The organism is Amycolatopsis granulosa (genome assembly GCF_011758745.1).
Lineage (GTDB): Bacteria > Actinomycetota > Actinomycetes > Mycobacteriales > Pseudonocardiaceae > Amycolatopsis_E > Amycolatopsis_E granulosa.
In genome coordinates, this window is the sequence record NZ_JAANOV010000001.1 from 3,185,196 (window position 1) to 3,211,468 (window position 26,273).

Annotated in this window: 21 protein-coding genes and 1 pseudogene; 4 read left to right on the forward strand and 18 right to left on the reverse strand. The window is 71.9% G+C overall.

The annotated features are described in order from the left end of the window. Window positions 1-197 precede the first annotated feature (197 nt). Window positions 198-1,445 (reverse strand): MFS transporter, encoded by a 1,248-nt coding sequence (locus FHX45_RS15510; protein WP_167101823.1) that lies wholly within the window; start codon window positions 1,443-1,445, stop codon window positions 198-200. Beyond that, window positions 1,442-2,452 (reverse strand): annotated as a pseudogene (locus tag FHX45_RS15515) (family 1 glycosylhydrolase); the annotation flags it as partial. The pseudogene FHX45_RS15515 and the gene FHX45_RS15510, both read right to left, overlap by 4 nt. A 103-nt stretch (window positions 2,453-2,555) precedes the next feature. Between FHX45_RS15515 and FHX45_RS15520 the strand changes: the two are divergent. Continuing rightward, window positions 2,556-3,179 carry a TetR family transcriptional regulator gene (locus FHX45_RS15520; protein ID WP_167101829.1) on the forward strand — a complete coding sequence of 208 codons (624 nt, stop codon included), beginning with the start codon at window positions 2,556-2,558 and terminating at the stop codon, window positions 3,177-3,179. Between the two features lie 71 nt (window positions 3,180-3,250). Here FHX45_RS15520 and FHX45_RS15525 read toward each other — a convergent pair whose 3' ends face one another. Beyond that, window positions 3,251-4,438, reverse strand: coding sequence for an alanine racemase (locus FHX45_RS15525; protein WP_167101832.1), 1,188 nt, complete (start codon window positions 4,436-4,438; stop codon window positions 3,251-3,253). A gap of 85 nt (window positions 4,439-4,523) precedes the next feature. On the opposite strand from FHX45_RS15525, the gene FHX45_RS15530 reads away from it, so the two are divergent. After that, entirely contained in the window at window positions 4,524-5,840 is a 1,317-nt protein-coding gene (locus FHX45_RS15530) for a D-arabinono-1,4-lactone oxidase (RefSeq protein WP_167101835.1), read from the forward strand. Here the strand turns inward: FHX45_RS15530 and FHX45_RS15535 are convergent. From FHX45_RS15535 to FHX45_RS15560, 6 genes are all read right to left on the reverse strand, one after another. Beyond that, window positions 5,825-7,165: an ADP-ribosylglycohydrolase family protein gene (locus tag FHX45_RS15535; RefSeq protein WP_167101838.1), complete on the reverse strand. Its 1,341-nt coding sequence runs from the start codon at window positions 7,163-7,165 to the stop codon at window positions 5,825-5,827. The two genes, FHX45_RS15530 and FHX45_RS15535, sit on opposite strands and share 16 nt — an antisense overlap. Further along, the gene (locus FHX45_RS15540; protein ID WP_167101841.1) at window positions 7,162-10,257 is read right to left on the reverse strand and encodes a WXG100-like domain-containing protein; all 3,096 of its coding nucleotides are present in this window, start codon (window positions 10,255-10,257) and stop codon (window positions 7,162-7,164) included. The genes FHX45_RS15535 and FHX45_RS15540 overlap by 4 nt, the downstream gene beginning before the upstream one ends. Continuing rightward, window positions 10,257-10,577 carry a WXG100 family type VII secretion target gene (locus FHX45_RS15545; RefSeq protein WP_167101844.1) on the reverse strand — a complete coding sequence of 107 codons (321 nt, stop codon included), beginning with the start codon at window positions 10,575-10,577 and terminating at the stop codon, window positions 10,257-10,259. Before FHX45_RS15545 ends, FHX45_RS15540 begins: the two co-directional genes overlap by 1 nt. Window positions 10,578-10,639: 62 nt before the next feature. Continuing rightward, window positions 10,640-11,290 (reverse strand): NAD(P)H-binding protein, encoded by a 651-nt coding sequence (locus FHX45_RS15550; protein ID WP_167101847.1) that lies wholly within the window; start codon window positions 11,288-11,290, stop codon window positions 10,640-10,642. 21 nt (window positions 11,291-11,311) lie between these two features. Beyond that, window positions 11,312-11,947: a hypothetical protein gene (locus FHX45_RS15555; RefSeq protein WP_167101850.1), complete on the reverse strand. Its 636-nt coding sequence runs from the start codon at window positions 11,945-11,947 to the stop codon at window positions 11,312-11,314. 277 nt (window positions 11,948-12,224) lie between these two features. Next, complete coding sequence (locus FHX45_RS15560) at window positions 12,225-13,997, reverse strand: protein kinase domain-containing protein (RefSeq protein WP_208405942.1); 1,773 nt, start codon at window positions 13,995-13,997, stop codon at window positions 12,225-12,227. 92 nt (window positions 13,998-14,089) lie between these two features. Here FHX45_RS15560 and FHX45_RS15565 point away from each other — a divergent pair, with 92 nt between their 5' ends. Together FHX45_RS15565 and FHX45_RS15570 are read left to right on the forward strand one after the other, a co-directional pair. Beyond that, the gene (locus FHX45_RS15565) at window positions 14,090-15,160 is read left to right on the forward strand and encodes an HpcH/HpaI aldolase/citrate lyase family protein (RefSeq protein ID WP_167101853.1); all 1,071 of its coding nucleotides are present in this window, start codon (window positions 14,090-14,092) and stop codon (window positions 15,158-15,160) included. After that, complete coding sequence (locus FHX45_RS15570) at window positions 15,157-16,026, forward strand: HpcH/HpaI aldolase/citrate lyase family protein (protein WP_167101856.1); 870 nt, start codon at window positions 15,157-15,159, stop codon at window positions 16,024-16,026. Before FHX45_RS15565 ends, FHX45_RS15570 begins: the two co-directional genes overlap by 4 nt. A gap of 73 nt (window positions 16,027-16,099) precedes the next feature. Here FHX45_RS15570 and FHX45_RS15575 read toward each other — a convergent pair whose 3' ends face one another. The 9 genes from FHX45_RS15575 to FHX45_RS15615 are packed head-to-tail and all read right to left on the reverse strand — an operon-like array spanning window position 16,100 to window position 26,219. Continuing rightward, the gene (locus FHX45_RS15575; RefSeq protein WP_167101859.1) at window positions 16,100-17,815 is read right to left on the reverse strand and encodes a hypothetical protein; all 1,716 of its coding nucleotides are present in this window, start codon (window positions 17,813-17,815) and stop codon (window positions 16,100-16,102) included. A gap of 29 nt (window positions 17,816-17,844) precedes the next feature. Continuing rightward, window positions 17,845-19,221, reverse strand: coding sequence for an amidase (locus FHX45_RS15580; protein WP_341771480.1), 1,377 nt, complete (start codon window positions 19,219-19,221; stop codon window positions 17,845-17,847). Window positions 19,222-19,235: 14 nt separating this feature from the next. Continuing rightward, on the reverse strand, window positions 19,236-20,000 hold the full coding sequence (locus FHX45_RS15585; RefSeq protein ID WP_167101865.1) for an SDR family oxidoreductase: 765 nt from the start codon (window positions 19,998-20,000) through the stop codon (window positions 19,236-19,238). Beyond that, window positions 19,997-21,436 (reverse strand): aldehyde dehydrogenase family protein, encoded by a 1,440-nt coding sequence (locus FHX45_RS15590; protein WP_167109025.1) that lies wholly within the window; start codon window positions 21,434-21,436, stop codon window positions 19,997-19,999. Before FHX45_RS15590 ends, FHX45_RS15585 begins: the two co-directional genes overlap by 4 nt. After that, a complete protein-coding gene (locus FHX45_RS15595; RefSeq protein WP_167101868.1) occupies window positions 21,436-22,200 on the reverse strand; it encodes an ATP-binding cassette domain-containing protein in 765 nt (254 codons plus the stop codon). Before FHX45_RS15595 ends, FHX45_RS15590 begins: the two co-directional genes overlap by 1 nt. After that, window positions 22,197-22,967 (reverse strand): ABC transporter ATP-binding protein, encoded by a 771-nt coding sequence (locus tag FHX45_RS15600; RefSeq protein WP_167101871.1) that lies wholly within the window; start codon window positions 22,965-22,967, stop codon window positions 22,197-22,199. The genes FHX45_RS15595 and FHX45_RS15600 overlap by 4 nt, the downstream gene beginning before the upstream one ends. Further along, window positions 22,964-23,794 (reverse strand): ABC transporter permease, encoded by an 831-nt coding sequence (locus FHX45_RS15605; protein WP_167101874.1) that lies wholly within the window; start codon window positions 23,792-23,794, stop codon window positions 22,964-22,966. Before FHX45_RS15605 ends, FHX45_RS15600 begins: the two co-directional genes overlap by 4 nt. Then, the gene (locus tag FHX45_RS15610) at window positions 23,791-24,738 is read right to left on the reverse strand and encodes an ABC transporter permease (protein ID WP_167101877.1); all 948 of its coding nucleotides are present in this window, start codon (window positions 24,736-24,738) and stop codon (window positions 23,791-23,793) included. The genes FHX45_RS15605 and FHX45_RS15610 overlap by 4 nt, the downstream gene beginning before the upstream one ends. Further along, entirely contained in the window at window positions 24,738-26,219 is a 1,482-nt protein-coding gene (locus FHX45_RS15615; RefSeq protein WP_167109027.1) for an ABC transporter substrate-binding protein, read from the reverse strand. The genes FHX45_RS15610 and FHX45_RS15615 overlap by 1 nt, the downstream gene beginning before the upstream one ends. Window positions 26,220-26,273: the final 54 nt, after the last annotated feature.

Here is a 26,273-nt window from a genome sequence, read left to right on the forward strand (position 1 = left end):
GCAACCCCTGGTGGAACACCGTGGTGGCCGCTATGTTGTCGATCATGGTCCGGGTCGCGCACCCTGACCACCCCCAGACTCCGCGGGCCGGTGCCGTTGCACTCCCCTCCCCCGACCGGCACCGGCCCGCGGGCCCACAGAGCTGAGGGCCTCTCCACACCGGGGAGGCCCTCAGTCCTGTTCACCGCGGTCCTTGTTCACCGCACGGACCGCACGCCCAGGATGAACGCGCCGGCCGCGAGGGTCGCGACCGCGGACGCGGCGAACAGGCCGGGGTAACCGCCCATCCCCGCGAGGATGCCGGTCGCGGCGAGCGGCGCGATCACCTGCGGCAGCGCGTTCGCGACGTTGACCACGCCCAGGTCCTTCGCGCGGTCCTGCGCGGCGGGCAGCACCTCGGTGAGGATCGCCAGCGCGACCGCCCAGTAGGCGCCGAACCCGATGCCGAGCAGCGGGGACGCGGCCAGCGCCGCCGGCCAGGTCTGCCAGAGCACCAGCACGATCGCCGCCGCGGCCATGACCACGGCCGCGGCCAGCACGAACGGCTTGCGGCGACCGGTGCGGTCGGACAGGAACCCCACCACCAGCCCGCCGATCACCAGCGCGACGCCGTAGAGACCCATCATGATCAGCAACCCGGTGTCCGGGTCGGCGTAGTGCACCGCGTCGGCGAGGAAGAACAGCAGGAAGAACGTGCCGAGCGCGTTGCCGAGGTTGATCAGGAAGTGGCAGCCCCAGGCCCACGCGAAGTCCGGGTGCCGCCGCGGCGACACCCACAGCCCGGCCACCACCGCCCGCCGGCCACGCACCGGCCGATTGGATGCGACGGCCGTGCTGTCCGCCGTGCGCAGGACGAACGCGACGGCGCCGACGACCACCACCGCCGCGCACGCCAGGTAGCCACCCGGCAGGCTGGTGACCACGACCGTCACCAGCACGGCGCCGAGCACCGTGCCCAGCATCTGGCTGATGCCCACCAGCCCGCCGATCCGCGCGCGCTGCCCGACCGGCACCCGATCGGGCACCGCCGAGGTGAGCGTGGCGAGCATGCCGCCGAGCCCGGCCTGGACCAGGCACCAGCCGGCGACCATGACGGCCACGTGACCGGCCAGCGCCAGCACGACCAGTCCGAGCGCGCCGCACAGCGCTCCGGCGAGCGTCCACGGGTGCCGACGGCCGAACCGGGAGCGTGTGCGGTCCGAAGCCAGCCCGACCAGCGGGTTGGTGAGCAGCGCGACCAGCGCGCCGACGCCGGTGACGATGCCGAACGCCAGTTCCTTGTGCGCGCCGTCCAGGAGCTCGGCCTGCTCGGGCAGCAGCACCTGGATCGGGGCGTAGATGCCGAGCCAGAGGCCGGTGTTCGCGCCGAAGAGCAGGCCGACCCAGCCCGCCCGGACGGGTACGACCGGCTCGGCGAGGGCGTCGGGGACATGCGTTCCGGTCATGCGCGCACCAGCTTCCGGTACCAGCCGAAGGACCCCTGCGGGGTGCGGTGCCGCGTTTCGTGGTCCACGTGCACAAGACCGAATCGCGGCGCGTATCCCGTGGACCATTCGAAATTGTCCAGCAACGACCAAACAAAATACCCGCGGACTTCGACTTCCGCCGTTCTGACCGCGCCGACGGACCGCGGGTGCGCGTCCAGGAAGTCGATGCGCTCGCCGTCCTGGATCCCGTCGAGGCTCGCGCCGTTCCCGGTCAGGTGGGCCGGTGGCAGCTTCGCACCGTGCCGGTCAGGCAGCCCGACCAGCAGCGCACGCAGCGTACCGGACATGCTCGGCGAGCCGTTGGTGGCCCGCGGGAAACCCGCGATCTCGCGGAGCTCGAACGGTAGCGGATTGCGATGGTTTACGCCGTAGAAATCGGGCGGTTGCGCTATGGTGGGCAAGTCGTCGACATGACCGGGGGGAAGGAGCGACACGATTTCCGCGGGATAACTCCCGAGTAGCAGCGGATCGGAAAACGTGTGGTTGAGCAACGCATCGAGCCATCGGACGGCCTCGTGATCGGCTGCGGTGCCTGAAGCGGGCCACACTGGACAGTGGCGATCGGCGGTGCCGACGCTCGTCGCGCCCGCGGCCCGCAACGCCTGGACCGCGAGGCGGTGACCGAGGTGTTGGCGGTGCGCGTCGGGAGCGGCGTCGAGCAGGAGGTTCCGGCCCCGCGCGTACTCACCGATCGCGTACCCGAAGATCGTCGTCACCATCGGCTCGTTGAGGGGGATCCACATCCGCACGCGATCAGCGAATCGCTCGCCGAGGACCGGGGTGTACTCGGCGAACCGGTGCGCGGTGGCCCGGGACCGCCACCCAGCGGCGTCCTCAATGGGCTGCGGGGTGTCCCAGTGGTAGCCGGCCGCCACCGGCGCGATGCCCGCCGGCCGCGCGACGTCCTCCGGCCGGCGGTGGTAGTGGTCGCACGCGAGGTTCTCCACGGGCGGCGTCCCTTCCCCGGGCGCAACGTGAAAATTCCTCAAATACTAGCCCGTCCCCTCCCGCCGGGGAAGTAGTCGTCAGCGCTAAAGTCCCAGTTCAGAGCATCAGAAGGAGCACAACGTGTCGGAGACCCAGGCGGCCACGCCGCTTCGCCGGCAGCCGGTCCAGCAGCGCAGCGCGAAGCGGGTCGAGCAGATGCTCGACGCCAGCGCCGTGCTGATCGACGAGGTCGGTTACGACGCGTTGACCACCACGTTGATCGCCAAGCGCGCCGGTGTCGCGGTCGGCTCGCTCTACCAGTTCTTCCCGGACAAGCGGGCGGTCGTGCGGGCGCTGACACAGCGCAACCTGGACCGGTTCGTGCACGCGGTGAGCGAGCGGCTGACCCGCGAGGACCCGCGGCACTGGTGGGACGTGGTCGACTCCGTGCTGGACATCTACCTGGAGATGCACCGGACCGTGCCGGGGTTCGCCAAGGTGCACTTCGGCGACGTGGTGGACCGCCAGCTGCTCGACGACAGCCGGGACAACAACCGGGTCATCGCGGACTCGCTGGCCGATCTCATCGCCAAGTACATCGACCTCAACGCACCGCGCCTGTCGCTGGCGATGACGGTCGCGATCGAGGCCGCGGACGGGCTGCTCAAGCTGGCCTTCCACCGCGACCCCGACGGTGACCCGGAGATCGTCGGCGAGACGAAGCACCTCATCAAGGGTTACCTGGCTTCGCGCCTGGGGGAATGATCCGGCCGCCACGCATCAGTTCCGCAGACGCCCACCTGGATTGTCCACAGGGGTGTGGACATGTGGACAAGTCAGCCGAAGCTCTGGTTCTCGCCGCGGTAGGTCGGGACGACGCGCGCCACCCGCCCGTCCACCAGGACGTGGTACTCGCTGAATCGCTCGGCGAGCTCACCGGCCTTGGCGTGGCGCATCCACACCCGGTCGCCGATCCGCAGTTCGCGGGCGGTTTTGCCGGTCACCGGCGTCTGCACCTCCCCGGCGCCCTCGAAGGGCAGCAGCCGCAGACCCGCCGGCAGGCAGGGCGACGGCAGGCGGGTCGCGGAGACGGGTCCGGACGCCACGAAGCCGCCCGAGTAGAGCGTGGCGATGCCGCGCGTGGGCTTGTGGACAACCGGGAGCGCGAACAGAAGCGCGGGCTGTGGACGGAACCGCGAGTACCCGTCGAAGAGCGTGGAACCGATGAGCGCCGAGCCGGCCGCGACCTCCGTGACCACCTGTTCGGCACGGGTCAGCTCGATGCTGCCGCTGCCACCACCGTTCACGAACTCCAGGTCGGCGACCTCCCGCACCGCCGCCACCGCCGCCGCGCGGCGGCCGGACAGCTCGGCCGACGACCGGCGCTGCATCCAGCGCACCAGGACGTCGGCGACGTGGCCACCGGTGGCATCGCCGAGCCCGGCGATCTGACCCTCGTAGGCCATCAGCCCGGTGAGCCGGAACCCCGGCCGCGCGGTGATCTCCCGAGCCAGGGCCGCGGCCTGCCGCGGGCTGCGCACCGGGGAGCGCCGCGTTCCGACGTGCAGGAACGGCAGCGGCCGCCAGGATGCGTCGAGCTCCAGGCACACCCGGATCTCCGGGTGGTCGTGACCGGTTGCCGAGGCCACGAGGTCCAGGTGCGCGGTCGAGTCGACCATGATCGTGATCGTCGCGCGGGCCCGGTCGTCGGCCGCGAGGGCACGCAGCGCGGCGAAGTCGGCCGTCGGGTACGCGACCAGGATGTCGTCGCTCGTGCCCAGGCGGGCGTGCCAGAGAGCCTCCGCCAGCGAGTAGCACATGAGGCCGGCGAACCCGGGCGTGGCGAGGGCGCGTTCGATCAGGAAGCGGCAGCGCACGGACTTGCTGACCAGACGGACCGGCACACCCGCGGCGCGCCGGACCAGGTCGGCGGCGTTGGCGTCGAATGCGGCCAGGTCGACGACGGCGAGCGGCGGATCGAGGTCCTTCGTCGCCGTGTCGTACGTGGTCGCGGTCGCCTTCATGCCAGGACCGTACGTCAGAACCCCTTGAAACGCGAAACCTCTTCACCTACGGTGTCGGCACTCCACACGGACGGGTGAGCACTTCATGAACCGCTGGCAGAACTGGGCGGGTACCGCGAGCGCGGACCCGCAGCGCGTCCACACTCCGCGCAGCGCCGCCGAGATCGCCGAGGTCGTCACCGGCGTGGCCGCCCACGGCCGTCGCGTCCGCGCCTGGGGCAGCGGACACTCGTTCACGCCGATCGCGGTCGCCGACTCGGACGCCATCGACCTCCGCGGGTGGACCGGCATCGCCGCCGCCGACGCCGGCACCCATCACGTCACCGTGCGGTCCGGCACCACGATCCGCCGGCTCAACGCCGAGCTGGACGGGCTCGGGCTGGCGCTGAGCAACCTCGGCGACATCGACGCGCAGACCATCGCGGGAGCGGTGTCGACCGGGACCCACGGCACCGGCGCGCGCCTGGGCGGGCTGGCCACGCAGATCGTCCAGCTGGAACTCGTGCTGGCCGACGGATCGGTGGTCACCTGTTCGGCCGACCGCGAACCCGACCTGTTCGCCGCCGCCCGGGTCGGGCTGGGCGCCCTCGGAGTGATCACGCACGTGACCCTCCAGTGCGAACCGGCCTTCGCGCTCGCCGCGCAGGAACGCCCGGAACCGCTGGAACAGGTGCTCGAAGGCTTCGACACCTTCGCCGCGGAGAACGACCACTTCGAGTTCTACTGGTTCCCGTACGGGAAGAACGCGCTGGTCAAGCGCAACAACCGGCTGCCGGCGGGCGAAGTGAAGCGGCCGTTGAGCCGGGCCCGGCAGTTCTTCGACTACGACATCATGGAGAACCTCGCGTTCGGCGCGTTGTGCCGGATCGGGCGCGCGATGCCGCGACTGGTGCGGCCGCTCGGCCGGTTCGCGTCGTCGGTGCTGTCCGCGCGCGAGTACTCCGACACCTCGCACCGCGTGTTCGTGACGCAGCGCGGTGTGCGGTTCGTGGAGTCGGAGTACGCGGTGCCGCGGGAGTCCGTGCACGAGGTGCTGCGCGAGTTGCGGGCTCTGGTGCCGCGGCTGGAGACCCCGGTGGCGTTCCCGGTCGAGGTGCGGGTCGCCGCGGCGGACGACATCTGGCTGTCCACCGCCTGCGGCAGGGACTCCGCCTACATCGCGATCCACCAGTTCACCGGGATGCCCTATCGCGAGTACTTCGCCGGCTTCGAGTCGATCGTCGCGGCGGTCGGGGGCCGTCCGCACTGGGGCAAGATGCACACGCTGGACGCTGCCGTGTTGCGTGAGCGCCACCCGCACTTCGACGACTTCGTGAAGGTGGCGCACCGCTGCGACCCGGCTGGCGTGTTCCGCAACTCCTATGTGGACCGTGTGCTGGGACCGCTTCAGTCGTGCCAGTAGCGACGGATCCACAGTGGATCCTGCGGCGCTCGCGGTCCGAACTCCACGAGCAGATCCCGCGTCAGTACCTCGATGACCTCGTACAGGTCGAGCGCCGCGAGCAGGCCGCGCGGCACGGTCTCGATACCCCACCGGGCACCGGCGAGCGCGCCGGCCAGCATGCCGGTCGCGGCGGTGTCCCCATCGTGATTCGTCGCGACGGACAAGGTTTCCCGCACGTAGTCGGTGACGACGACCGCGTACACCGCGGCGCCGAGCGCCTGCGCGCCGGTGGTGATCCCGCCGAAGGTTTCGGTCAGCTGCTCCGGTGACGCCGGTGCCTCGACGGTGCGGGCGAGTTCGATCGCGGCGTCGATGGCCTGGATCACCGGCGCGGCTTCGGGCTGGTTCACCCGCCGGGCCGCGGCGATGGCCGCCGGCAACGGCTGTCCCCGCAGGAGCTGTTGCAGCAGAACGACGAATGCCCCTGTGGCCAGGTGATCGTCCGGCCGGGGATGGGTGAGGCGAGCGCTGTCGACGCCGACCTTGAAGCCGAGCGCAGGATCGTCCGACCACAACGCGAGGGGCACGCTACGTGCGACGCACCCGGGTCCGAGGCAGCGCGCGATGTCCTGCTCCTCGCGCGCGTGCCGGATCAGCATCGTGGCGAGGGTGTCGTCGGCGGACCGCCGGTCGAACATGTCCCGGTGCCGCACGAGCCAGCCGGTGTTGCGGTACTCGTGCGGCAGGGGGCCGAACAGGTCGTCGGGCGGGAATCCCTGGGTGACCGCCCAGCGCCGGTATCCCAGGGTCACGTGCATCGCCGGGTTCGTCGTGAGCGGCGGGCCGGGAGTGGCCCGGTCGGCGGCATGCGGACCGATCAGAGACTCGGCGGTGAACAACATGAGCTGCGTGTTCGCCGAGACCATCGCGACGCCGTTGGGGAACACCGGCTCGGTGAACCACCGCGCGCTGTGGTGTCGCAGCGCTTCGGCGCCCACCGCGCTGACCCGGTGGCCCATCGCATCGCCGAGTGCAGCCGCGAAAACCGCGCCGAGGAAACGGCTCTCGATGCCCGGCTGCCCGCGGAGCCGCTGCCCGGTGCGGTGGTCGGCCAGCATGATCTCCCGCTGGCGCTGCAAGTACTCGGCCTCCGCGTCCGCAGGCGGGTCGACCTCGAGGTGGTGCAGGTTGTAGTCGGTTCCCTCCGGCCGCTGCTCCAGGCCGAACGGGGCCCGGTCCACGTGCCGCATCGTCCACTCGTAGTGCCAGTCCGACATCTTCCTCGCCCGGCGGCGGGCCTCGTCAGCGGGCCACCCGGCGATCTCCATGCTCTCCTGCGTCATCCCAGGTACTTCCTGCCGTGCCATTCGACCGGATTCCTCATGCCGGCGCCGGGCTCCATCAACACGATCTTGCCCATCCAGAAGACGTTCCTGCTCTGCGCGCCGTCGAGGTGGGGCGGCCGAAAGAGGTCCGCGATCTCGCGCGGGCGGGGGTAGCCGGGGTGGTTCGTGTCCTCGGCTTCGCCGAGGGTGCGCAGGATGTCCTGGGCCTGCCGGAGCTCGCTCTGGTGCCACCGGATCCGCCGCTCCAGCTCACCGGCTCGCCGCTGGCCGGCGAAGTCCTGGCTCTCCGTCAGCCGCTGGTGCTCCGCCTGCATCTGCGCAAGCACGGCCTTGGCCTCGGCGATGCCCGCACGGAGGCGGGGCATGATCGTCTGCTGGACGTCCCGGTGGTGGGAGAACTCGTAGTCCGCGCGGGCCCAGGTGTAGCTGCCGACGTCGCTGTTCGCCTTGAGGTGGATGAACTCCACGTTGTTGCGCCGGTAGTAGCCCTCCATGTCCCGGTTGAACATCGCGGCGAGCCCCTGCCCCTGTACGGCCCGCCGCAGGTTCAGCGAGGAGTGCTCGACCACGAACCGGTCCTCGCCGTAGCGGCTGAAGGTCCGGCGGAACCCGCCCACCTCCCTGCCGTGCACGTCGAAGATGGCGCCCTGCACGGTGAGGTGGGCGGCACCTCCGGTGACACCGGTGACCTCGATGCGGTAATCGCCGTACTGCCGGTCGTAGACCGCGCCGAAGGCGTCGCGCGCGGCGTCCTCGTTCAAGGAGACGCCCTCGTCCGGGAACAGGTCCTCGAGCCGCGGCATGGTGTCGTAGTCGGGCGGGGTGTCCGGTTCCCGCGCCTCGCCGTGCTCGCCGGGAACCGGTGTGTCCGGCTCCGGACCGGGGGTCGCGGAGTTGTCCGGGAAGTAGTGCCGCGGAACGTCCGGCGGATCCGCCGGACGGTGGCTGGCCGGATCCGGCCGGCTGCGCAGGTCCGCGGGCTGGGCGGTCCGGGGCGCGACCGCGTGGTGCGGCGGCTCCGGCGCGCGCGGCGGGGTGGCCGGTGGCGGCTGGAGCCAGGACGGCGGTAGCGAGGTGGGGTGGTGCGGCGAGGCCGGGGTGTGCGGCGCAGCCGGTGGTGGCGGAGCCACCGGGTGCGGCGGTGGCGGGGTGTGGGCCGGGGCGGACGACCCCCACCGCGGGGCCGCGTTCTCCGGCGGCCGGCTGGGCGGCCCGTCCGGGCGGCCCTGGGCCGGGGGATGGTCCGGCCGTGGAGCCGGCGTTCCGTGCGTCCACGCCGGCTGAGCGGGCCGATGGCCGGCGCGCGGTGGCGGGGCGCCGTGATGGGGTGACGGACCGTCGGCCCGGGTTTCCGGTGGGCTGCCCGTCCGTGGTGCTGCGGTCCCGTGCGGCGGCACCGGCCCCCTGTCCGTGCGCGGCGCGGTGTGGGTGCTTCCGGCCGAGGCGCCGGGGTGATGCGTCGGCGGGGTGTTCGGCCCCGGTGCGCGCGCCGGATCCGGAGCGCCGCTGTGACTCCGCGGCGTACCGGCATCCGCTGGCGCGCCGGTGGCCCGGCCCGGCGGTCCCTCCGATGTGGACGGTGTACGGCCGTGGCCGTCGGGGGTGCGGACAGGCGCACCGCCCTCCGGCACGGACGGGGCACGGCCGGGTGTGGGGGAGGCTGAGTTCGCAGCGCCACCGGAGGCGGTCCCGCCCATCCGCTCGGCGCCGCCGAAAGGTGCCCTGGGCTGTGCCGGGGACGCCGGGGCGCCGGCGGAACCGGCGGGCTGAGCTGGCGGGTTCACCGGCCCACCGCTGCCGGCCGGCCCGAAGGACTGCGGCGCGGCCGGCGCGGGCGAGCCCTGTACCCAGCCCGGCTCGGACGGAGCGTACGCGGTGCGCGCGGCGAGGTCGTCGATCGTCGACGCGGACTGCCGGGACACGTAGTCGTCGGGTGCGGGCTGGCGCGGCGGCTGGGCCGGTCCACCGCCGCCGGAGTTGCCAGCAGCGCCGGGAGAACCGGTGCCCGGACCACCGGAGCCGCCCTGATCGCCACCTCGGGGACTGGCGGGCCCGAGCGCCGGGGGCGCACCGCCGCCGGAGCCATCCACGCGCGGACCGCCGTCCGGTATGTCTTCGCCCAGCGTGCGCATGTCGGCGACCCGCGAACGAACATGGCCCTGCACACCGCCGGTCTCCAGGTCCGACGCACCGCCGAACACACCGCCGGAGGCACCGTAGGCGATGTCCTTCGCAGACAACTTGTCGAGATCACCGGTGACGGCAGCCTGCCCGACCGTGCTCGCCACACCTTCGAGGGCGCCGCGGACACCACCGCGGACGGACGCGTCGAGCAGCTGCCCCGCGGTGCTCGACACGCCCCGGGTGGCGCCCTTCGCGATGCCGAGGCTCGCCGCGCTGACCACCCCGTCGACCGCACCACCGACCGCCGCGTCCTTCGTCTTGCCTTCGTCCCAGTCCTTGCGGTTGCCCTCGGCCATCTGGTAGCCCTGGATGCCGGCATCCAGGGCCAGTGAGATGCCCATGTTGACGGCGATCTGCTTGAGCACCGCCATCGCGACGCCCTTGACGCCCATCGTCATCAGCTTCTGGACCAGCATCCGGAAGATCTGCTGGATCGCGGCGCGCGCACCGGCCTGCGCGACGGGGATGGCGGCTGACGACCCGCCGAAGGTGATCGCGGCCATCGCGAGGGCGTACGCGATGAACGCAGCCGTGATGATCAGCGTCGCGATGATCATCAGCTTGCCGTACTCGACCTCGTTCGCCGCGTCGCCACAGGCGTCGCTGAGCGCCTGGCACACCTTCTGCAGGGACGGGAAGTGGGCCTTGTCGCCCTCGACGAACTTCTTCGCGTCGTCCATGAAGGCCTTGGCGCCGTCGCCCGTCCACATGACCTTCCCGTCCGGCGGGTTGGGCGTCTGCTCCATCAACGTCACGAAGGCGCGCTGCACGTCGGCGGCCCCCTGGGCCGCCGCGGCCCAGCCGTCACGCAGCACGCGCAACAGGTCCTCGTTGCCCTCCGGCCACTCCTGACCGGCCACGATCGAGGCCAGCGGCTTGAGCCAGTCCGGGATCTCGATCGCCACTAGGTCAGCTCCGTGCCCGGCATGGACTTGAGCGTTTTCACCTCGTGCTTGTCGTAGTCATCCATCGCGGTTTCGACGCTCTTCTTCAAGCTGCGGATCCCCTTGGCGAGCTCGGCGAAGAACTTGGTGGTGTCGGGCACACACGGCGAGTAGTCGTTGGCGAACGCCTTTCCCGCCTCGTCGTCACCCCAGCACTCGCCGGCGCTCTGCAGCGCGGCCTCGAGCGCCCTGCCGACATCCTCGAGCCTGTTCGCGGGATCGTCGAACTTGCTCACGACGCCGCGCACGGCGTCGGTGTCCACCGTGTAACCCCCGGACATCGCCAACCACCTCCCGCACAGCACGGTAACGCACCACTACGAGCGGATCGGCTTTTCCCGGTCTACAAGCGAGTGATCGCCTCGTCGACAGGTGTGTTGCCGGTCACCAGTTCCAGCGTGCGGCGGAAGCTGCGCGCCTCCTCCAGGAGCGCCACCAGCACCGCGGCCACGTCCTCGCGCGGGATTTCGCCGTAGTCCACCGTGTCCGCCAGGTGGACCTCGCCGATCGCGGGTTCGTCGGTGAGCCGGCCCGGGCGCAGGACGGTCCAATCCAGATCACGCGAGCGCAGGTCGTCCTCGGCCGCCTTCTTCGCCCGCAGGTACGCCGCGAACACCTCGTCGGTTCCGGGGCGGGCGGGCCGGTCCACGTTCATCGAACCGATCTGGATGTGACGGCGGACACCGGCGCGCTCGGCGGCTTCGGCGAACAACCTCGCGGCGCCGAGGTCGACGGTCTCCTTGCGGGCAGCCCCGCTGCCCGCACCGGCACCCGCGGCGAACACCGCCGCGTCGGCCCCGGTCAGCACCTCGGTGACCTCGTCGACGGCCGCGGACTCCAGGTCGAGCACGACCGGTTCGGCGCTGAGGTCCCGCAGCGCGGGCGCCTGCTCGACGTTGCGGATGATGCCGACCGCCTGGTCGCCCGAACTGGCCAGCAGCCGCTCGAAGTGACGGGCGATCTTGCCGTGTCCCCCGGCGATGACGACGCGCATGGAACCGACTCTAGGCGGCGGTCAGGCCACCGGCAGGTCGTAGGAAGCCAGCAGCTGCTCGTAGACCATTTCGTTGACCCAGCGGGACACGCCGTCCTCGGGCAGGAGGATGCGCTCGCGGCGCACGTCGAGGTCGAGGTCCACCCGCGCGTCCTCGTCGGCGGAGACCACGGCCACCCCGTAGGAACGGGCGCGCGGCAGGCAGTTGTCGAGGTAGTCGCGGCTGAGCACGGCCGAGGAGGGCAGCACCATGGCCGCCTCGCCGTAGCGGCTGAACGGCACGGCGGCGGCCATCCCGGTGCGCCAGTGCCGGGTCACGGCGAGGACACCGACGATCTCCGCGGCCGGGGCCGGGGCGGTCGGGGCGAACTCGGGCCAGGTCCAGGTGGCGACCGTCGCGCGGTCGGTCACCGGGCCGACACCCATCGCGATCCGCTCGGCGTGGGTGTCCGTGCGCAGCCGGGCGACGACGCACACGCGGCGGCCGAGCATCGTCACCTCGGGCAGGACGACGCCGTGCCAGCCCAGCTGGGCGGCGGCGTCGCGGGCCAGCACGCTGACACTGGCCGGGAGTTCGACGGGCGGAACCACACGGGTGGGGAACGAACGCCCCCCGGCCACCACCGAGTTTCCGGTGTGCCCTGGTGTAACCGCCACGATCCGCCTCCTCTTACCGCTGATTCCCCTGCCGGTGCCTCCGGGAAAGAGGCACAGGACAGAGGTACCAGGGGCGGCGCGGTTGATCTGCGGTCAACGAGAGCGCCTGCGATCGGCGGCGCTCAGCGGTCGGTGACCGGTCGATGAGCGGTAAGCGGACTTCAGCCCGACCCTGCTTCCGAATGGGTGACGAGTCGCTGAGCGACATCGCGTCACGGTATTCCGTACCGCCAAACGGCGCAATCAGTTTCACGTTCCACTATGGACAACGTGCGGGTCACGACAGGAGTTCCCGGCCCAGCGGGGTCATCAGGTCGGCCACGTCGGAGTAGGCGACGGCGACCTCGTGGTACCCGCACGCCATCGGGTAGCCGCGCGCGTCGGTGCTGATGCCGAACACGACGGCGTCCTCCCGGAACCCCACCTGGAGCGCCGGGGTGTCGAGGACACCCCACGGACGCAGGTCGCGGGGAGCCAGCGGCACGCGCTCGCCGAGGGGCGGGCTGCCGTCGCAGTACCCGCCCGGCGTCATCCGCAGGATCCGCGACTCCAGCTCGCTCATCGCGGTCTGGCTGCCGGCGATGCCGGCGAACACGTCGGCGGGGGTGATCAACTTGCCGGTCCGCAGGTCGACGTCGAGCCACAGCGTGGTGTACCCGCCGTGGTTGCCGAACTGGCTCGACGCGACCATCAGGTCGTAACGCACCGACAGCACCCGGTCGGTCCGGCGGTGGAACTCCGCCTTGGCGGTGATGGCGGGATCCTCGGCGGGGTCGGCCAGGCCGGCGTGGACGTAGCCGGTGAAGTCGTCGAGCGGTTTCACCAGTTGCGCGTTGATCCGGTCCTGCAGTGCCTGATCGCGCATGCCGCTGACGTGCACGTACTGCGCGTCCACGTGGAAGGCCGGGCCGGTGGCCGCTTCCCGGCGGGTCTCCAGGCTCACCTGCATCGCGCCCTGCTGCCCGGCCGCGGGCACTGGAGGCACTGCGGGCGCCGCGGCGACCGGTGGCGGCGTGTCGGTGTGGCCGAGCACCGCGATCGTGCCGGCCACGGCACCGGCACCGACCGCGACGGCGGCGAGCGCGACCCCGATCTTCGCGCCGAGGCCCATCCCGGTGCCGACCGCCGCCAGCCCGCTCGCCGCACCCGGCGCGGCCGCGGTCCCGGCGCCGAGCAGCGCGAGCGGTGACAACGCGAGCAGCGCGCCGGCCCGCTGCGCCAGCCGGCCCAGCCCGCGTTGTTCCCAGTCCGGCCCGTACCCGGCGATGGCCGCATTCTCCAGCTCGGCGACGAACTCGGCCGCCGTCACCGGCCGCCGGTCGGCGTCCTTCGCCATACCGCGGGTGATCAGGCCGCGGACCGGGGCCGGCGCGGCGTTCGCCGGCACCGGCGCGTGCTCGTGCAGGTCCTGCAGTTCAGCGGTGGTCGTGCCGGCGTAGGGCTGCCTGCCGGTGACGGTCTGGAAGAACACGCACGTCGCCGCGTAGACGTCGGTGGCCGGGCTCGCCGGCGCGCCCCGCCACTGCTCGGGCGCCATGTAGGACGGCGTGCCCACCGGCAGACCGGCCCGCCCGGCGAGCGTGGCGACACCGAAGTCCACCAGCTTGCTCTCCCGGCCCGGCCCGACCAGCACGTTCGTCGGCTTGTAGTCGCGGTGCACGACGCCGGCCCGGTGCGCGTCGGCGAGCCCGAGCAGTGAGCCCTTCAGCACCGCCAGCGCCGATTCGGGTGACAGCACGCCGTCGCGGGCGAGCACCTCGTGCAGCGAAACGCCGGAGATGGCCTCCATCACAATGGCCGCGCCGTGCGGGCCCTCGTAGAACTCGTGGAGCCGGGCGATGTGCGGACTGCGCACCCGGCTCAGCATCTCGGCCTCGCGCCGGAAGGCCGCCAGCCGCTCCGGGTCGCCGAGGTGCTGCCCGAACAGGTACTTGATCGCGGCGAACACGCCCGACGCCTCGTGCCGCGCCAGCACGACCTCGCCGAAGCCGCCGGCACCCAGCCGGTGGAGTTCGGTGTATCCCGGCACCACCCAGTCACGCGTCAGCACCTCACTCCGAGGTGAGTTTCACCGCAGCGGTTCCCCCGGGTTCGTGGTTAGGGTTACTGACGGGTTACATCGCCCGTGCCAAGGGAGGACCGATGCGCTCGCCGAAGGACTTCTTCGCGCCCCTCGCCGTGGGGGCGCCGGATCCCGTCCGCGAGATCCCCGCGCTGCCGTCGCGGATGATCCACTTCTTCGACCCGGGCAACGAGAAGATGGCCGCGAAGGTCCCCGGGCTCGCGACGAAGGTCGACGTGCTGCTCGGCAACCTCGAGGACGCGGTGCGCGCCGACCGCAAGGAGGCCGCGCGCCGCGGCCTGGTGGAAATCGCGAAGGCGCACGACTTCGGGTCGACGCAGCTGTGGACCCGCATCAACAGCCTGGATTCGCCGTGGGTGCTGGACGACCTGATCACCCTGGTCGGCGAGATCGGCGACAAGCTCGACGTGATCATGGTGCCGAAGGTCGAGGGCGCGCAGGACATCCACTACGTCGACCGGCTCCTGGCGCAGCTGGAGGCCCGTGCGGGACTCGGGAAACCGCTGCTGGTGCACGCGATCCTGGAGACCGCGAGCGGGGTGGCGAACGTCGAGGAGATCGCCGGGGCGAGCCCGCGCATGCAGGGCATCTCGCTCGGCCCGGCGGACCTCGCGGCGAGCCGGCGGATGAAGACCACCCGCGTCGGCGGCGGCCACCCCGGCTACCTCGTGCGTACCGACCCCGTCGGCGCGGACCTGCACGCGGGGCGCGCCACCTACCAGCAGGACTTGTGGCACTACACGGTGGCGCGGATGGTCGACGCGTGCGCCATGCACGGGATCCTCCCCTACTACGGGCCGTTCGGCGACATCCGCGACGTGGTCGCGTGCGAGGACCAGTTCCGCAACGCGTTCCTGCTCGGCTGTGTCGGCGCCTGGTCGCTGCACCCCGCGCAGATCGACATCGCGAAGCGGGTGTTCTCACCGGAGCCAGGCGACGTGGCGTGGGCGCGGAAGGTGATCGCCGCGATGGGCGACGGCACCGGCGCGGTCATGATCGACGGGAAGATGCAGGACGACGCCTCGGTCAAGCAGTGCCGGGTGGTCGCCGAACTGGCCGACAAGCTGGCCGAGCGCGACCCTGAGCTGAAGCGGGCGTACGACGAGGCGACGAAGGAAGCACTGGCATGAGTGACGTGAAGCCGCGCCGGTCCGTGTTGTACATGCCGGGCGCGAACGAGCGGGCGCTGGAGAAGGCGAAAACGCTGCCGGCGGACGCGCTGATCCTGGACCTGGAGGACGCGGTCGCCCCCGACGCGAAGGACGCGGCGCGGGAACGCGTGTGCGCGGCGGCCGCGTCCGGTTCCTACGGCAGCCGCGAGGTGACCATCCGGGTGAACGGCCTGGACACCGAGTGGCACGACGCGGACCTGCGGGCCGCGGCGCAAGCCGGTCCGGCGGCGGTGGTCGTACCGAAGATCAACTCCGCGGCGGAGGTGCACAACATCGAGCGCGCCCTGGAACTGTCCGGAGCGCCCGACCACACCAAGATCTGGGCGATGGTCGAGACCCCCGTTGCGATGCTGCACGCGGAGGAGATCGCGTCCGCCAGCGAACGGCTGACCGTGCTGGTGATGGGCACGAACGACCTGGCCAAGGAGCTGCACGCGGAATTCGTCCCCGGCCGGGCGCCGCTGCTGGGCGGGTTGTCGCTGTGCCTGCTGGCCGCGCGGGCCGCGGGCAAGGTCATCCTGGACGGTGTCTACAACGACGTGCCGGACCTGGACGGCTTCGAAGCGGAGTGCCGGCAGGGACGCCAGTTCGGCTTCGACGGCAAGACGCTGATCCACCCGGGCCAGATCGAGCCGTGCAACCGGGTGTTCGCGCCGTCGGAGGAGGAGGTCGCCAGGGCGCGGAAGATCATCACCGCGTTCGCCGAGGCGAAGGCCGCGGGTCGCGGTGTGGCGACCGTCGACGGGCGCTTGATCGAAAACCTGCACGTGGACAACGCGCAGCGGATCCTGGCACTGGCGGAGGCCATCGCCGCGAAGGCGTAGTGCGGCCACCCGCACCCGGCCGCTGGAACAAGGTCAGAAGCGAGTCCTCACCGGACGCGGTGAGCGGATTCGCTCAGAACGGCTCGTCGTGCAGCCAGTCCAGCGCCTTGCGCGCCGCATTGGACACCGCCCGGTCCGGATGCGCCACCACGACCGACTCCAGCACCTCCCGGGCGCTGGGGTGCCCGCAGATCGTCGCGCCCGCCAGGAACAGCAGCTGGTCGGGCCGCGGCTGGGAGGCGAAGTCGGCCAGTGCCTTCTCCCGGCCCTCGGTGCGGATGTCCGCCGCCAGGAGGTCCACTTTGCTGTACGTCCGCTCGTAGCCGGCGACCTCGCTGCGATCGATCAGCCCCGCGTCGAACAGCCAGGCGAGCGCGGCCGGGCCGGCCGCGGAATGGTCCCGGAGCGCGGCGATCGCGGCCACGCCCTCGCCGCCGAGCCGGGCCAGCAGGCGGAACGTGAGCATCCGGTGTTCGAAGTCGTCGGTGCGGCGGGCCAGCGCGGACAGTTCGACGATCGCGCGTTCCGGATCACGTGCCCGCAACCACGTCGCCGCGCCCTCGTCGAGCACCTGCGGGTCCAGCGGCGCCAGGCGCGCGAACAGGACCTCCGCCGTTTCCTCCGCCAGGTCGGTGACGGTCAGCACCGGCTCGCCCTCGGCGACGCGCAACTCGTACGCCGCCTGCACGCCGAGCGGCAGCAACCGCACCACCTGCCGTTCCTCCTCGGGCACCTCGTCGAGGTAGTCCACGCCCGCGAAGTCGAGCAGGTCGTCGTAGTGCTCCTCGCCCGCCGGGAAGATCTCCACCAGCCCGTACTCGACGAGCCGGTGCACGACGCGCAGGATCGTGGCGCCGTCCCCACCCAGCATCTCGACCAGCATCGGGATCGTCGCCGGCTCGGTGGCCAGCTCGGTGACCATCTCCGCCGCGAGCGGGTTGCCCAGGACCGACGTCACCGCCGCCCGCCACAGCTCGACCGGGTCGCCCAGCCGTCGCGCCGCCTTCTTCACCCGCACCAGCCGCCCCCGGTACAAGCGTACGATCCCGGCGCGCTTGGCCATCGTGACGAACTCGGCCGGCGCGCTGATCTCGGCCAGGTCGCGCCCCTCCCCGACCCAGTCGGCGAACCGGCGCAGCTGCGGCACCACGGCCGTCACCTCGGCCTCCGCGGCGAGCCGTTCGGGTGAGGCGAGCGGGAACACCGGGGACGCCGCCGCCGTCTCCGCATCCGGGTCGCCCTGGTAGTGGCGGTAGGCCAGGTCGTGCAGCAGCGCCTGGTCGACCTCGACCTCCCCGCGGCGCACCCGGTCGATGAACGCCTGCGCGGCGACCTCGTTCATCGGGTCGATGCCGTGCTCGGCCATCGCGACGGCCCAGAACTTGGCCAGCCCGAAGTTGGCCGGCTCGTTCATCGCCGCGTCGAACCGGTCCGCGATCGCCGTCAGGTAGGTCCGCAGCACCAGCGGCTGCTCACTGCGCTCGTCCAGCAGGTCGGCGTCCTCGAAGAAGTCCATCAGCGCCTCCACCGTGGACAGCACGGCCGAGGAGTGCGGATCGAGGAGCACGACCTTGCGCGGGAACCACACCAGCAACGCGTTGCGGAGGATGTCGCGCGTCCAGCGGCCGAGCAGTCCGTCCCGTTCGAACCGGAAGTCCAGCATCGCCCCGGCCACGACCGGGTCGACCACCCGTTGCCGCATCTGCGACCACGCGTCCAGTTCGACGAGCAACCGCTGCCGGGCGTCGATGAACTCTTCCTCGTCCGCTCCGGTGTACACCATCCGCATGTCCCGATGGTCCCGCAGATGGCGCTTAATCACACCCCCGGAAACCGCTGTGGGTCACGAATCCGTTCGAACACCGCCGCCAGCTGGAGCACCCCGAGGTCGTCGAACCTGCGTCCGGCGATCTGCAGCCCGACCGGCTGGCCGGCACTCGTATAACCGCAGTTCAGCGATACCGCCGGCTGTCCGGACATGTTGTACGGCACGGTGAACGCGATGTGCTCGAACGGCCGCGCGGGGTCGTTGGTCGGGCTCGCCCACCCGGCGGGTGGCGCCGACACCGGGCAGGTCGGGGACAGCACGAAGTCGAAGCCGTCGACGGCCCGCAGCGCGGCGACGCTGATCGCGTCCATCTGCGCGAAACCGCGGTAGGCCGCGACCCCGGAGACTTCGGCGCCGCCCTGCGCCCAGGCCGCGATGTAGGGCAGCACGAGCGCCTGCCGCTCCGGCGGCAGGCCGCTGATGTCGCACCACGCCCGCACCCGCCAGAAGTCGTCGAGCCCGTCCAGCATCTCCCTGGTCAGGAACGGTTCGACCGGTTCGACGACCGCGCCGGCGGCCTCGAACCGGTGGGCCGCGTCGAGCACGGCGGCGCGCACGTCGTCCTCGACCGGCAGGCCGACGCCGGCGTCGAGCTGCAACCCCAGCCGCAGGCCGGTGACGTCCAGATCGAGCTGGGTCCAGGCGATCTCCGCCGGGGGCAGGCTCAGGTGGTCGCGGTTGTCCGGCGCGGACAGCACGCCCATCAGCAGCGCGGTGTCGGCGACCGTGCGGGTCAGCGGGCCGACGACCCGTCCGGGGAACGGCGGGTGGACCGGGACGCGCCCGAAGCTCGGCTTGAGCCCGACCAGCCCGCACCAGCCGGCCGGCAACCGGATCGAGCCGCCGATGTCGGTGCCGACGTGCAGCGGCCCGTATCCGGCGGCGGCCGCCGCGGCGGCGCCCGCGCTCGACCCGCCGGGCGTGCGGGAGACGTCCCACGGGTTGCGGCTCGCCGGGTGGAAGCTGGACAACCCGGAGGTCAGCATCCCGTAGTCGGGCATCGTGGTCTTGGCGAGCAGCACCGCGCCGGCCTCGCGGACGCGCGCGGCGGCGGGCGCATCGGCCGGTGCCGGGACCAGCTCGGTCGCCGCCGTGCCCAGCGGCACCGGCGTGCCCTTCGTCGCGATGTTCTCCTTGAGGGTGAGGGGCACGCCGTCCAGCGGCCCAGCCTCCCCCGCGGCCCACCGCTGCTCCGATGCCTTGGCCGCCTCCCGTGCCCGCCCCGGGTCGTAGGCGTAGAGCGCGTGCAGCGCCGGTTCGAGCGCGTCGATGCGGGCGAGCACCGCCTCGGTGGCCTCGACCGGGGACAGCGTTCCGGCGCGGTAGGCGGCGAGCAGGTCGGTCGCGGACAGCGCGGTCAACTCCACGGGCTGGTCCCCTCTCATTCCGGCGGTGTGAAGCGGCCGTCCACCGCGGTCCAGCCCCCGTCGACGGCCAGCACCGCACCGGTGACGAAGCTCGCGGCGTCGGAGGCCAGGTAGACGACGGCGCCGGCCAGTTCGGACGCCTTGGCCCACCGGCCCAGCGCGCTCTTGCCGGCGTACGCGGCGTACCAGTCCGGGCTGGCCTTGATCTGCTCGGTCAGCGGCGTCTCGACCACGCCGGGCGCGATCGCGTTGACCCGCACCCCGGACGGTCCGAACTCGGCCGCCGCAGTCCGGAACAGCTGCACGAGCCCCGCCTTGGTCGCCGCGTAGGGCCCCTGGCCCGGTTCGACGGTGGTGCCGCGGATCGAGGAGAACCCGATGATGCTGCCGCGGCCGCGCTCGACCATGCCCGCCCCGAAGGCCCGGACGACGTCGAACGTCGCGCCGAGGTTGAGCGCGACCACCCGGTCGAACTCCTCGCGCCGGTAGTCCAGCAGGCGTTTGCGCACGTTGGTGGCCGCGGTCAGCACGACCACGTCGACCTCGCCCAGCTCGGCCGCCGCGCGCTCCACGGCCGCGGGGTCGAGCACGTCGATCTCGTAGGACCGGCCGCCGGTCTCCCGGGCGGTCTCCCCCGCCGCGCCGGGGTTGCGGTCGGCGCACACGACCTCGGCCCCGTGCGCGGCCAGGGCCAGCGCCGACTCGCGGCCGATGCCGCTGCCCGCGCCGAGCACCACGGCCCGCTTGCCGTCGAGCCGGAACAGCTTCTCGTAGTTCACGCGCGGATCACCGCCATCCGGGTCACGGTCAGCTCGTCGATCGCGAACCGCGGACCCTCGCGTCCGATGCCGGAGTCCTTCACGCCGCCGTAGGGCATGGTGTCGGACCGGAACCCGGGCACCTCGTTGACCACCACGCCGCCCACCTCCAGCTCGTCGATCGCCCGCACGGCGGTCCGCAGGGATCCGGTGAACACGCTGGCGTGCAGTCCGTAGCGGGAGGCGTTGACCTGCGCGAACGCCTCGTCCACATCGGCCACCCGGCGCAGGCAGACGACCGGGCCGAAGATCTCCTCGTCCCAGCAGTCCACCCCGTCGGGTACGTCGGTCAGCACGGTGGGCCGGATCACCCCGTCCACCGCCTCGCCGCCCGCGGCCACCTTCGCGCCCGCCGCGACGGCCGCGGAGATCCAGTCGAGGACGCGGCGGGTGGACCGCTCGTCGATCAGCGCGGACACCCGGGTCTTCTCGTCGCGTGGATCGCCGGCGACCACCTCCGGCAGCCGGGACAGCAACCGCTCGGTGAACTCCTCCGCCACCGCGTCCACCACGAGCAGCCGCTGCACCGAGATGCACGCCTGCCCGGACGCGTAGAACGCGCCGCGCAGCACCGCGTCGGCCGCGGCGTCCAGGTCGGCGTCGCCGGCCACCACCAGCGCGGCGTTCGACCCCAGTTCCAGCAACGTCTTGCGGGGCGCGGCGTCCTTCGCGATCCGGTGTCCCACGGCGGCCGAGCCGGTGAACGACACCGCACCGATCCGCGGGTCGGTGACCAGCGCGGATCCGACCTCGGCATCGCCGGTGACCAGCTGGACCATCGGCAGCGGCGCGCCCGCGGCCGCGGCGGACTCCCGCACGAGGTGCACCAGCCACAGGGTCGTGAGCGGGGTCTGCGGTGCCGGTTTGACGATCACCGGGCAGCCGGCGGCGATCGCCGGGGCGATCTTGTGCGAGGCGAGCAGCAGCGGGTAGTTGAACCCGGCGATGCCGACCACCACCCCGATCGGCTTGCGCACCCAGAACCCGGTCAGCCCCTCACCGGCGGGCAGCAGGTCCAGCGGCACGGTTTCGCCGTGCAACCGGGCGACCTCCTCCGCCGCGGCCTGCCAGGTCACCAGCGTGCGGGCCACCTCGACGCGGCAGTCCACGAGCGGTTTGCCGGTCTCCACGACCAGCAGCCCCTCCAGCTCCGCCCGCCACTCGGCCAGCGACCGGTGCACACCCAGCAGGACGTCACGCCGGACGTGCGAGGGCAGCTTCGCCACCTCCCGCGCGACCAGCACCGCCTCGCTGACCGCGAGCTGGGCCAGCTCCACCGTGCCGACGGGGGCCCGCGCGACCACGGAGCCGTCGAACGGGAACCGGATCTCCGTGGTGTCCGGTGTGGACACCCACTCCCGCCCGACCGGCAGCCCGTCGGGATACGGATCGAACATCATCGTCCTCCCTGCAACCTGGCCAGTTCCGCACGCAGGTTCGGCGCCGCCGCGATCAGTTCCCGCGTGTAGGGGTGCCGCGGTTCGTCGTAGACCTGGTCCACCGCGCCCATCTCCACCAGCTCGCCGCGCCGCATCACGGCGACGGTGTCGCAGACCCGGCGTACCACCGCGAGGTCGTGCGAAACGAACACCAGCGTCAGATCGAACCGCTCGGTCAGTTCGGCGAGCAGGTCGAGGATTTGTTTGCGCACCGACACGTCGAGCGCGCTGACCGGCTCGTCCGCGACGAGCACCCGCGGCCGCGGCGCCAGCGCGCGAGCGATCGAGATGCGCTGCCGCTGCCCGCCGGAGAACTGGTGCGGGTACCGGCCGGCGGCATCGGGCGGCAGCCCGACCGCGATCAGCAGCTCCGCGACGCGGTCCGGGTCGCGGCGGCCCAGCGGTTCGGCGATGATGTCGCGCACCCGCATGCGCGGATCGAGCGAACCCATCGGGTCCTGGAACACCACCTGCACCGCGGACCGCAGGAAGCCCAGCTTCCGCTCGGGCAGGCCGTCGATGCGCCTGCCCTCGAACACGATCTCCCCGGCGGTCGGCCGGTCCAGCCCGGCCAGCAGCCGCACGATCGTCGACTTGCCGGACCCGGACTCGCCGACGATGCCGAACCGCTGCCCGGCCTCGACCGTGAACGACACCCCGCGCAGGGCGTGCACCTCGCGTGGCCGCCGGTAGCGGCGGTGGACATCGCGCAGTTCGATCACGCCGCCTCCAGGTCCGACGCGGCCAGCAGCTTCTTCGTGTATTCGTGCCGCGGCCGGGTGAGCACGTCCGAAGTGGACCCTTCCTCGACGATGCGGCCGTCGAGCATGACGAGCACGCGCGTGCACACCTTCGCCACCACGGCCAGGTCGTGCGTGATGAACAGCAGCGCGGTGTCCCGTTCCGCGACCCCGGCCAGGATCAGGTCGAGCACCTGCGCCTGCACGGTCACGTCGAGCGCGGTCGTGGGCTCGTCGCAGATCAGCAGCGCCGGATCGTTGGCCAGCGCGATCGCCAGCATCACCCGTTGCCGCTGGCCGCCGGAGAGCTGGTGCGGGTAGGCCCGCGCGAGCTGTTCCGGATCGGGCAGCTGCACCGCCTCCAGCAACGCCACCGCAGCCCGCCGGGCCGCGCTCCGCGACGCACCACCGTGCAGCCGGATCGGCTCGGCGACCTGCCTGCCCACGCGCATCAGCGGGTTCAGCGCGGTCATCGGCTCCTGGAACACCATCGCGAGGTCGCGCCCGCGCCGCCGCGACAGCTCACGCTCGGACGCGCCGACCAGCTCGGCGCCGCCCAGCTTCGCCGACCCGGTCGCGTGCAGTCCCTCCGGCAGCAGGCCCATCACCGCGGAGGCGGTCAGCGACTTGCCGGACCCGGACTCGCCGATCAGCCCGACCCGTTCACCCCGGCCGACCGTGAACGACACCTCCCGCACCAGCGGGCTCGGCCCGGCGTGCACCGACAACTCCGACACTTCCAGGGTCATCGCCGCTCCAGCCGTGGGTCGAGACGATCGCGCAGACCGTCGCCGAGCAGGTTGAACCCGAGCACCGCGATCGCGATCGCCAGGCCCGGAACCAGCGCCAGCCGCGGCTGCACGGTCAGCAGTTCCTGGGACTCCTGCAGCATCCGTCCCCAGGACGGCGTCGGCGGGCGCGTGCCGAAGCCGAGGAACGACAACGCCGCCTCGGCCAGCACCGCGATGCCGAACGACACCGAGCACTGCACGATCACCAGGCCGCCGATGTTCGGCAGCACGTGCCGCCGCGCGATGAAGAACCGCGACCGCCCGGCCGCGCGCGCCGCGAGCACGTATTCGGTGCTCATCACCTGCAACGTGCCCGAGCGCGCGATCCGCGCGAACGACGGGATGGTCGCCACGCCGATCGCGATCATCGCGGTGACCGTGCTCGCGCCGTAGACCGCACCGAGCATGATCGCCAGCAGCAGCGCGGGGAAGGCCAGCACGAGGTCGTTGACCCGCATGACGAACTCGCCGAGCGACCGCTTCGACATGCCGGCCAGCACGCCCAGCGGCGTGCCGGCCAGCGCCGCGACGCCCACCGCGATCACGCCGACGTAGAGGGTGGTGCGGGCGCCGACGAGGATCTGGCTGAACACGTCCCGGCCGAACTTGTCGGTGCCGAGCCAGTACTCGCCGGTCGGGCCGAGCAGCCGCGCCGTCGCGTCCACCTTGAGCGGGTCGTGCGGCGTCCACCCGAACGACACCAGCGCCGCCAGCACCACGAGCCCGACCAGCACCGCGCCGGTGACCAGCGTGGGCGAGGTCCGTCGGAACACCGGTGCGCTCATCGTGCCGTCCTCAGCCGGGGGTCGATCACCACGTAGAGCAGATCGACCACGAAGTTGACCACCAGCACCGCCACCACCAGCACCAGCACGATGCCCTGCACCGACAGCAGATCACGCGCGGACACCGAGTCCAGCAGCATGCTGCCCAGGCCGGGCAGCACGAACACCCGCTCCACCACGACCGCGCCGATGAGCAGCGTCGCCAGCTGCAACCCGAGCACGGTCACCACCGGCACCGCCGAGTTGCGCATGCCGTGCCGCATCAGCGCCGGGTACGGGCGCAGTCCCTTCGAGCGTGCGGTGCGCAGGTAGTCCTGGCCGAGGGTGTCCAGCACGGCCGAGCGCACGTACCGCGTCAGCACGGCGCCCTGCACGATGCCGAGCGACAGCGCGGGCAGGATCAGGCCGCGCAGGAACTCGCCGGCACCCTGGTCAGGCGGCGTCCACCCGCCGGAGGGCAGCCACCGCAGCTGTACCGCGAACACCTGCACCAGCAGGATCCCGGCGAGGAACGCCGGCACCGCCACGCCCAGCTGCGACAATCCGGAGATCGCCGTGCCGCCGAACCGCCGGTGCCACATCGCGGCGAGCGCGCCGAACGGCACCGCGAGCACCACCGCGACCAGCATCCCCGCGCCCACCAGCCACAACGTGACGCCGAGCCGGTCGGCGAGCTGCGGCCCGATCGCCTCGCCGGTGACGTAGGACCGGCCGAAGTCGCCGTGCAGCACACCGCCCATCCAGCTCAGGTACTGCTCGACGAGCGGCCGGTCGAGACCGAAGTCCGCACGGGTCCTGGCGAGCAGCTCCGGGGTGGCGTTGATGCCGAGCGCGACCTGCGCCGGATCACCGGGCAGCACGGCCAGGAACGCGAACACCACGATCGAGGCGACCAGCACGCTGATCACCAGGATCGCCACGCGGCGCAGGATCGCCAGTGCCATCAGCCCAGCCCCGTCAGGTCGAAGGACTCGCTGACCTGGTTCGCGGCCAGCCCGGTCACCTTCTTCTTCGCCACCACCACGTTCGGGTACAGGAACAGCCAGTCCGCTGCCGCGTCCGCGGTGATCGTGCGGGCGACCTGGCGCATGTCCGCGACCTGCTCGGCGGGGGTGCCGGCGTCGGCGGCCGCGAGCAGCTGGCGGACCTGCGGGTTGTCGTACCCCCAGTAGTACTTGGGGTTGCCGAAGGTGGTGATGTCGCGCGCCTCGACGTGCTGGACGATCGAGGCGTCGAAGTCGTGGTCGGTGAAGACCTGCTTGAGCCACACCGCCGGGAAGTCCAGCGGCTCGATCGTGACGTGCACGCCGACATCGGCCAGGTCCGAGGCGACGACCTGCGCGGCCGCGGTGGCGTAGGGCAGGTTCGCGACACGCAACCGGATCGACAGGTTCGGCTGCCCCGCTTCGGCGAGCAGTGCCCTGGCCCGCGCCGGGTCGTGCGGGTAGTAGCCGGACAGGTCCTCGTACCACGGGTCGGTGGGCGGCACCATGCTGCCGAGCACCGTGCCGCGGCCGGCCCAGGCGGTGTCCAGCAACGCCTTCCGGTCCACGGCGAGCGTGAGTGCACGGCGGACGCGCGCGTCGGTGAACGGGGCCTTCGCGCCGTTGAAGGACAGCACGACCTCGCCGTTGGTGGTGCCCTGCAGGACGGTGAAGCGGTTGTCGTTCTCGAACTGCGGGATGGAGTCCGGCGCCGAGATCTGCGCGATCACGTCGATGCCGTTGCTGAGCAGCGCGTTGTTCAGGGCGGTGGGATCCTTGATGTACTTGAGGATCACGGTCCGGTAGGCGGGTTGCCGTCCCCAGTAGGCGGGGTTGGCCCGGAGCACGATCGAATCGCCACGGCGCCGGGACTGAACCTCGTAGGGCCCGGTGCCGACCGGGGTGTTCGCCAGGTCCGCGACGCCGGTGGGACTGAACATCGCACCGACGCGACCGGTCATGTCGAACAGCCAGCCGTTGCTCGGTTTCGTCAGCACGACACGCGCGTGCAGCGGGTCGACCACCTCGACGTGGTCCACGACGTCCATCTTGGACTTGATGGAGATCGTCCAGCCGGTCTTGACCCGGTCGATCGAGAACTTGACGTCGGCCGCGGTGAACGGCGCGCCGTTGCTGAACCGCACACCGGGCTGGAGCTGGAAGTCGTAGGTGCGCCGGTCCTCGCTCACGGTCCAGGACTTCGCGAGCAACGGCACGATCTTGCCGCCCGGATCGAGCTTCACCAGGCCCTCGTAGACGTTGTAGAGCAGCGCCTGCGGGATCGCGCTGCCGTCGGTGCGGGTGAAGTCGAAGTTCGCCGGTTCGGCCGTGAACCCGACGGAGAGGGTGTCCGGGCCGGAGCTGACCGAGGCCGTGGACCCGGCGGAGCAGGCCGAGATCACCAGCAGAAGCGCCAGTGCCGCGGAAATTCGGACTTTCATCCTCACCCCGAGTCAGTATGCTGGTCCGACCAGTAGCCTAGGTTTGCACCACGC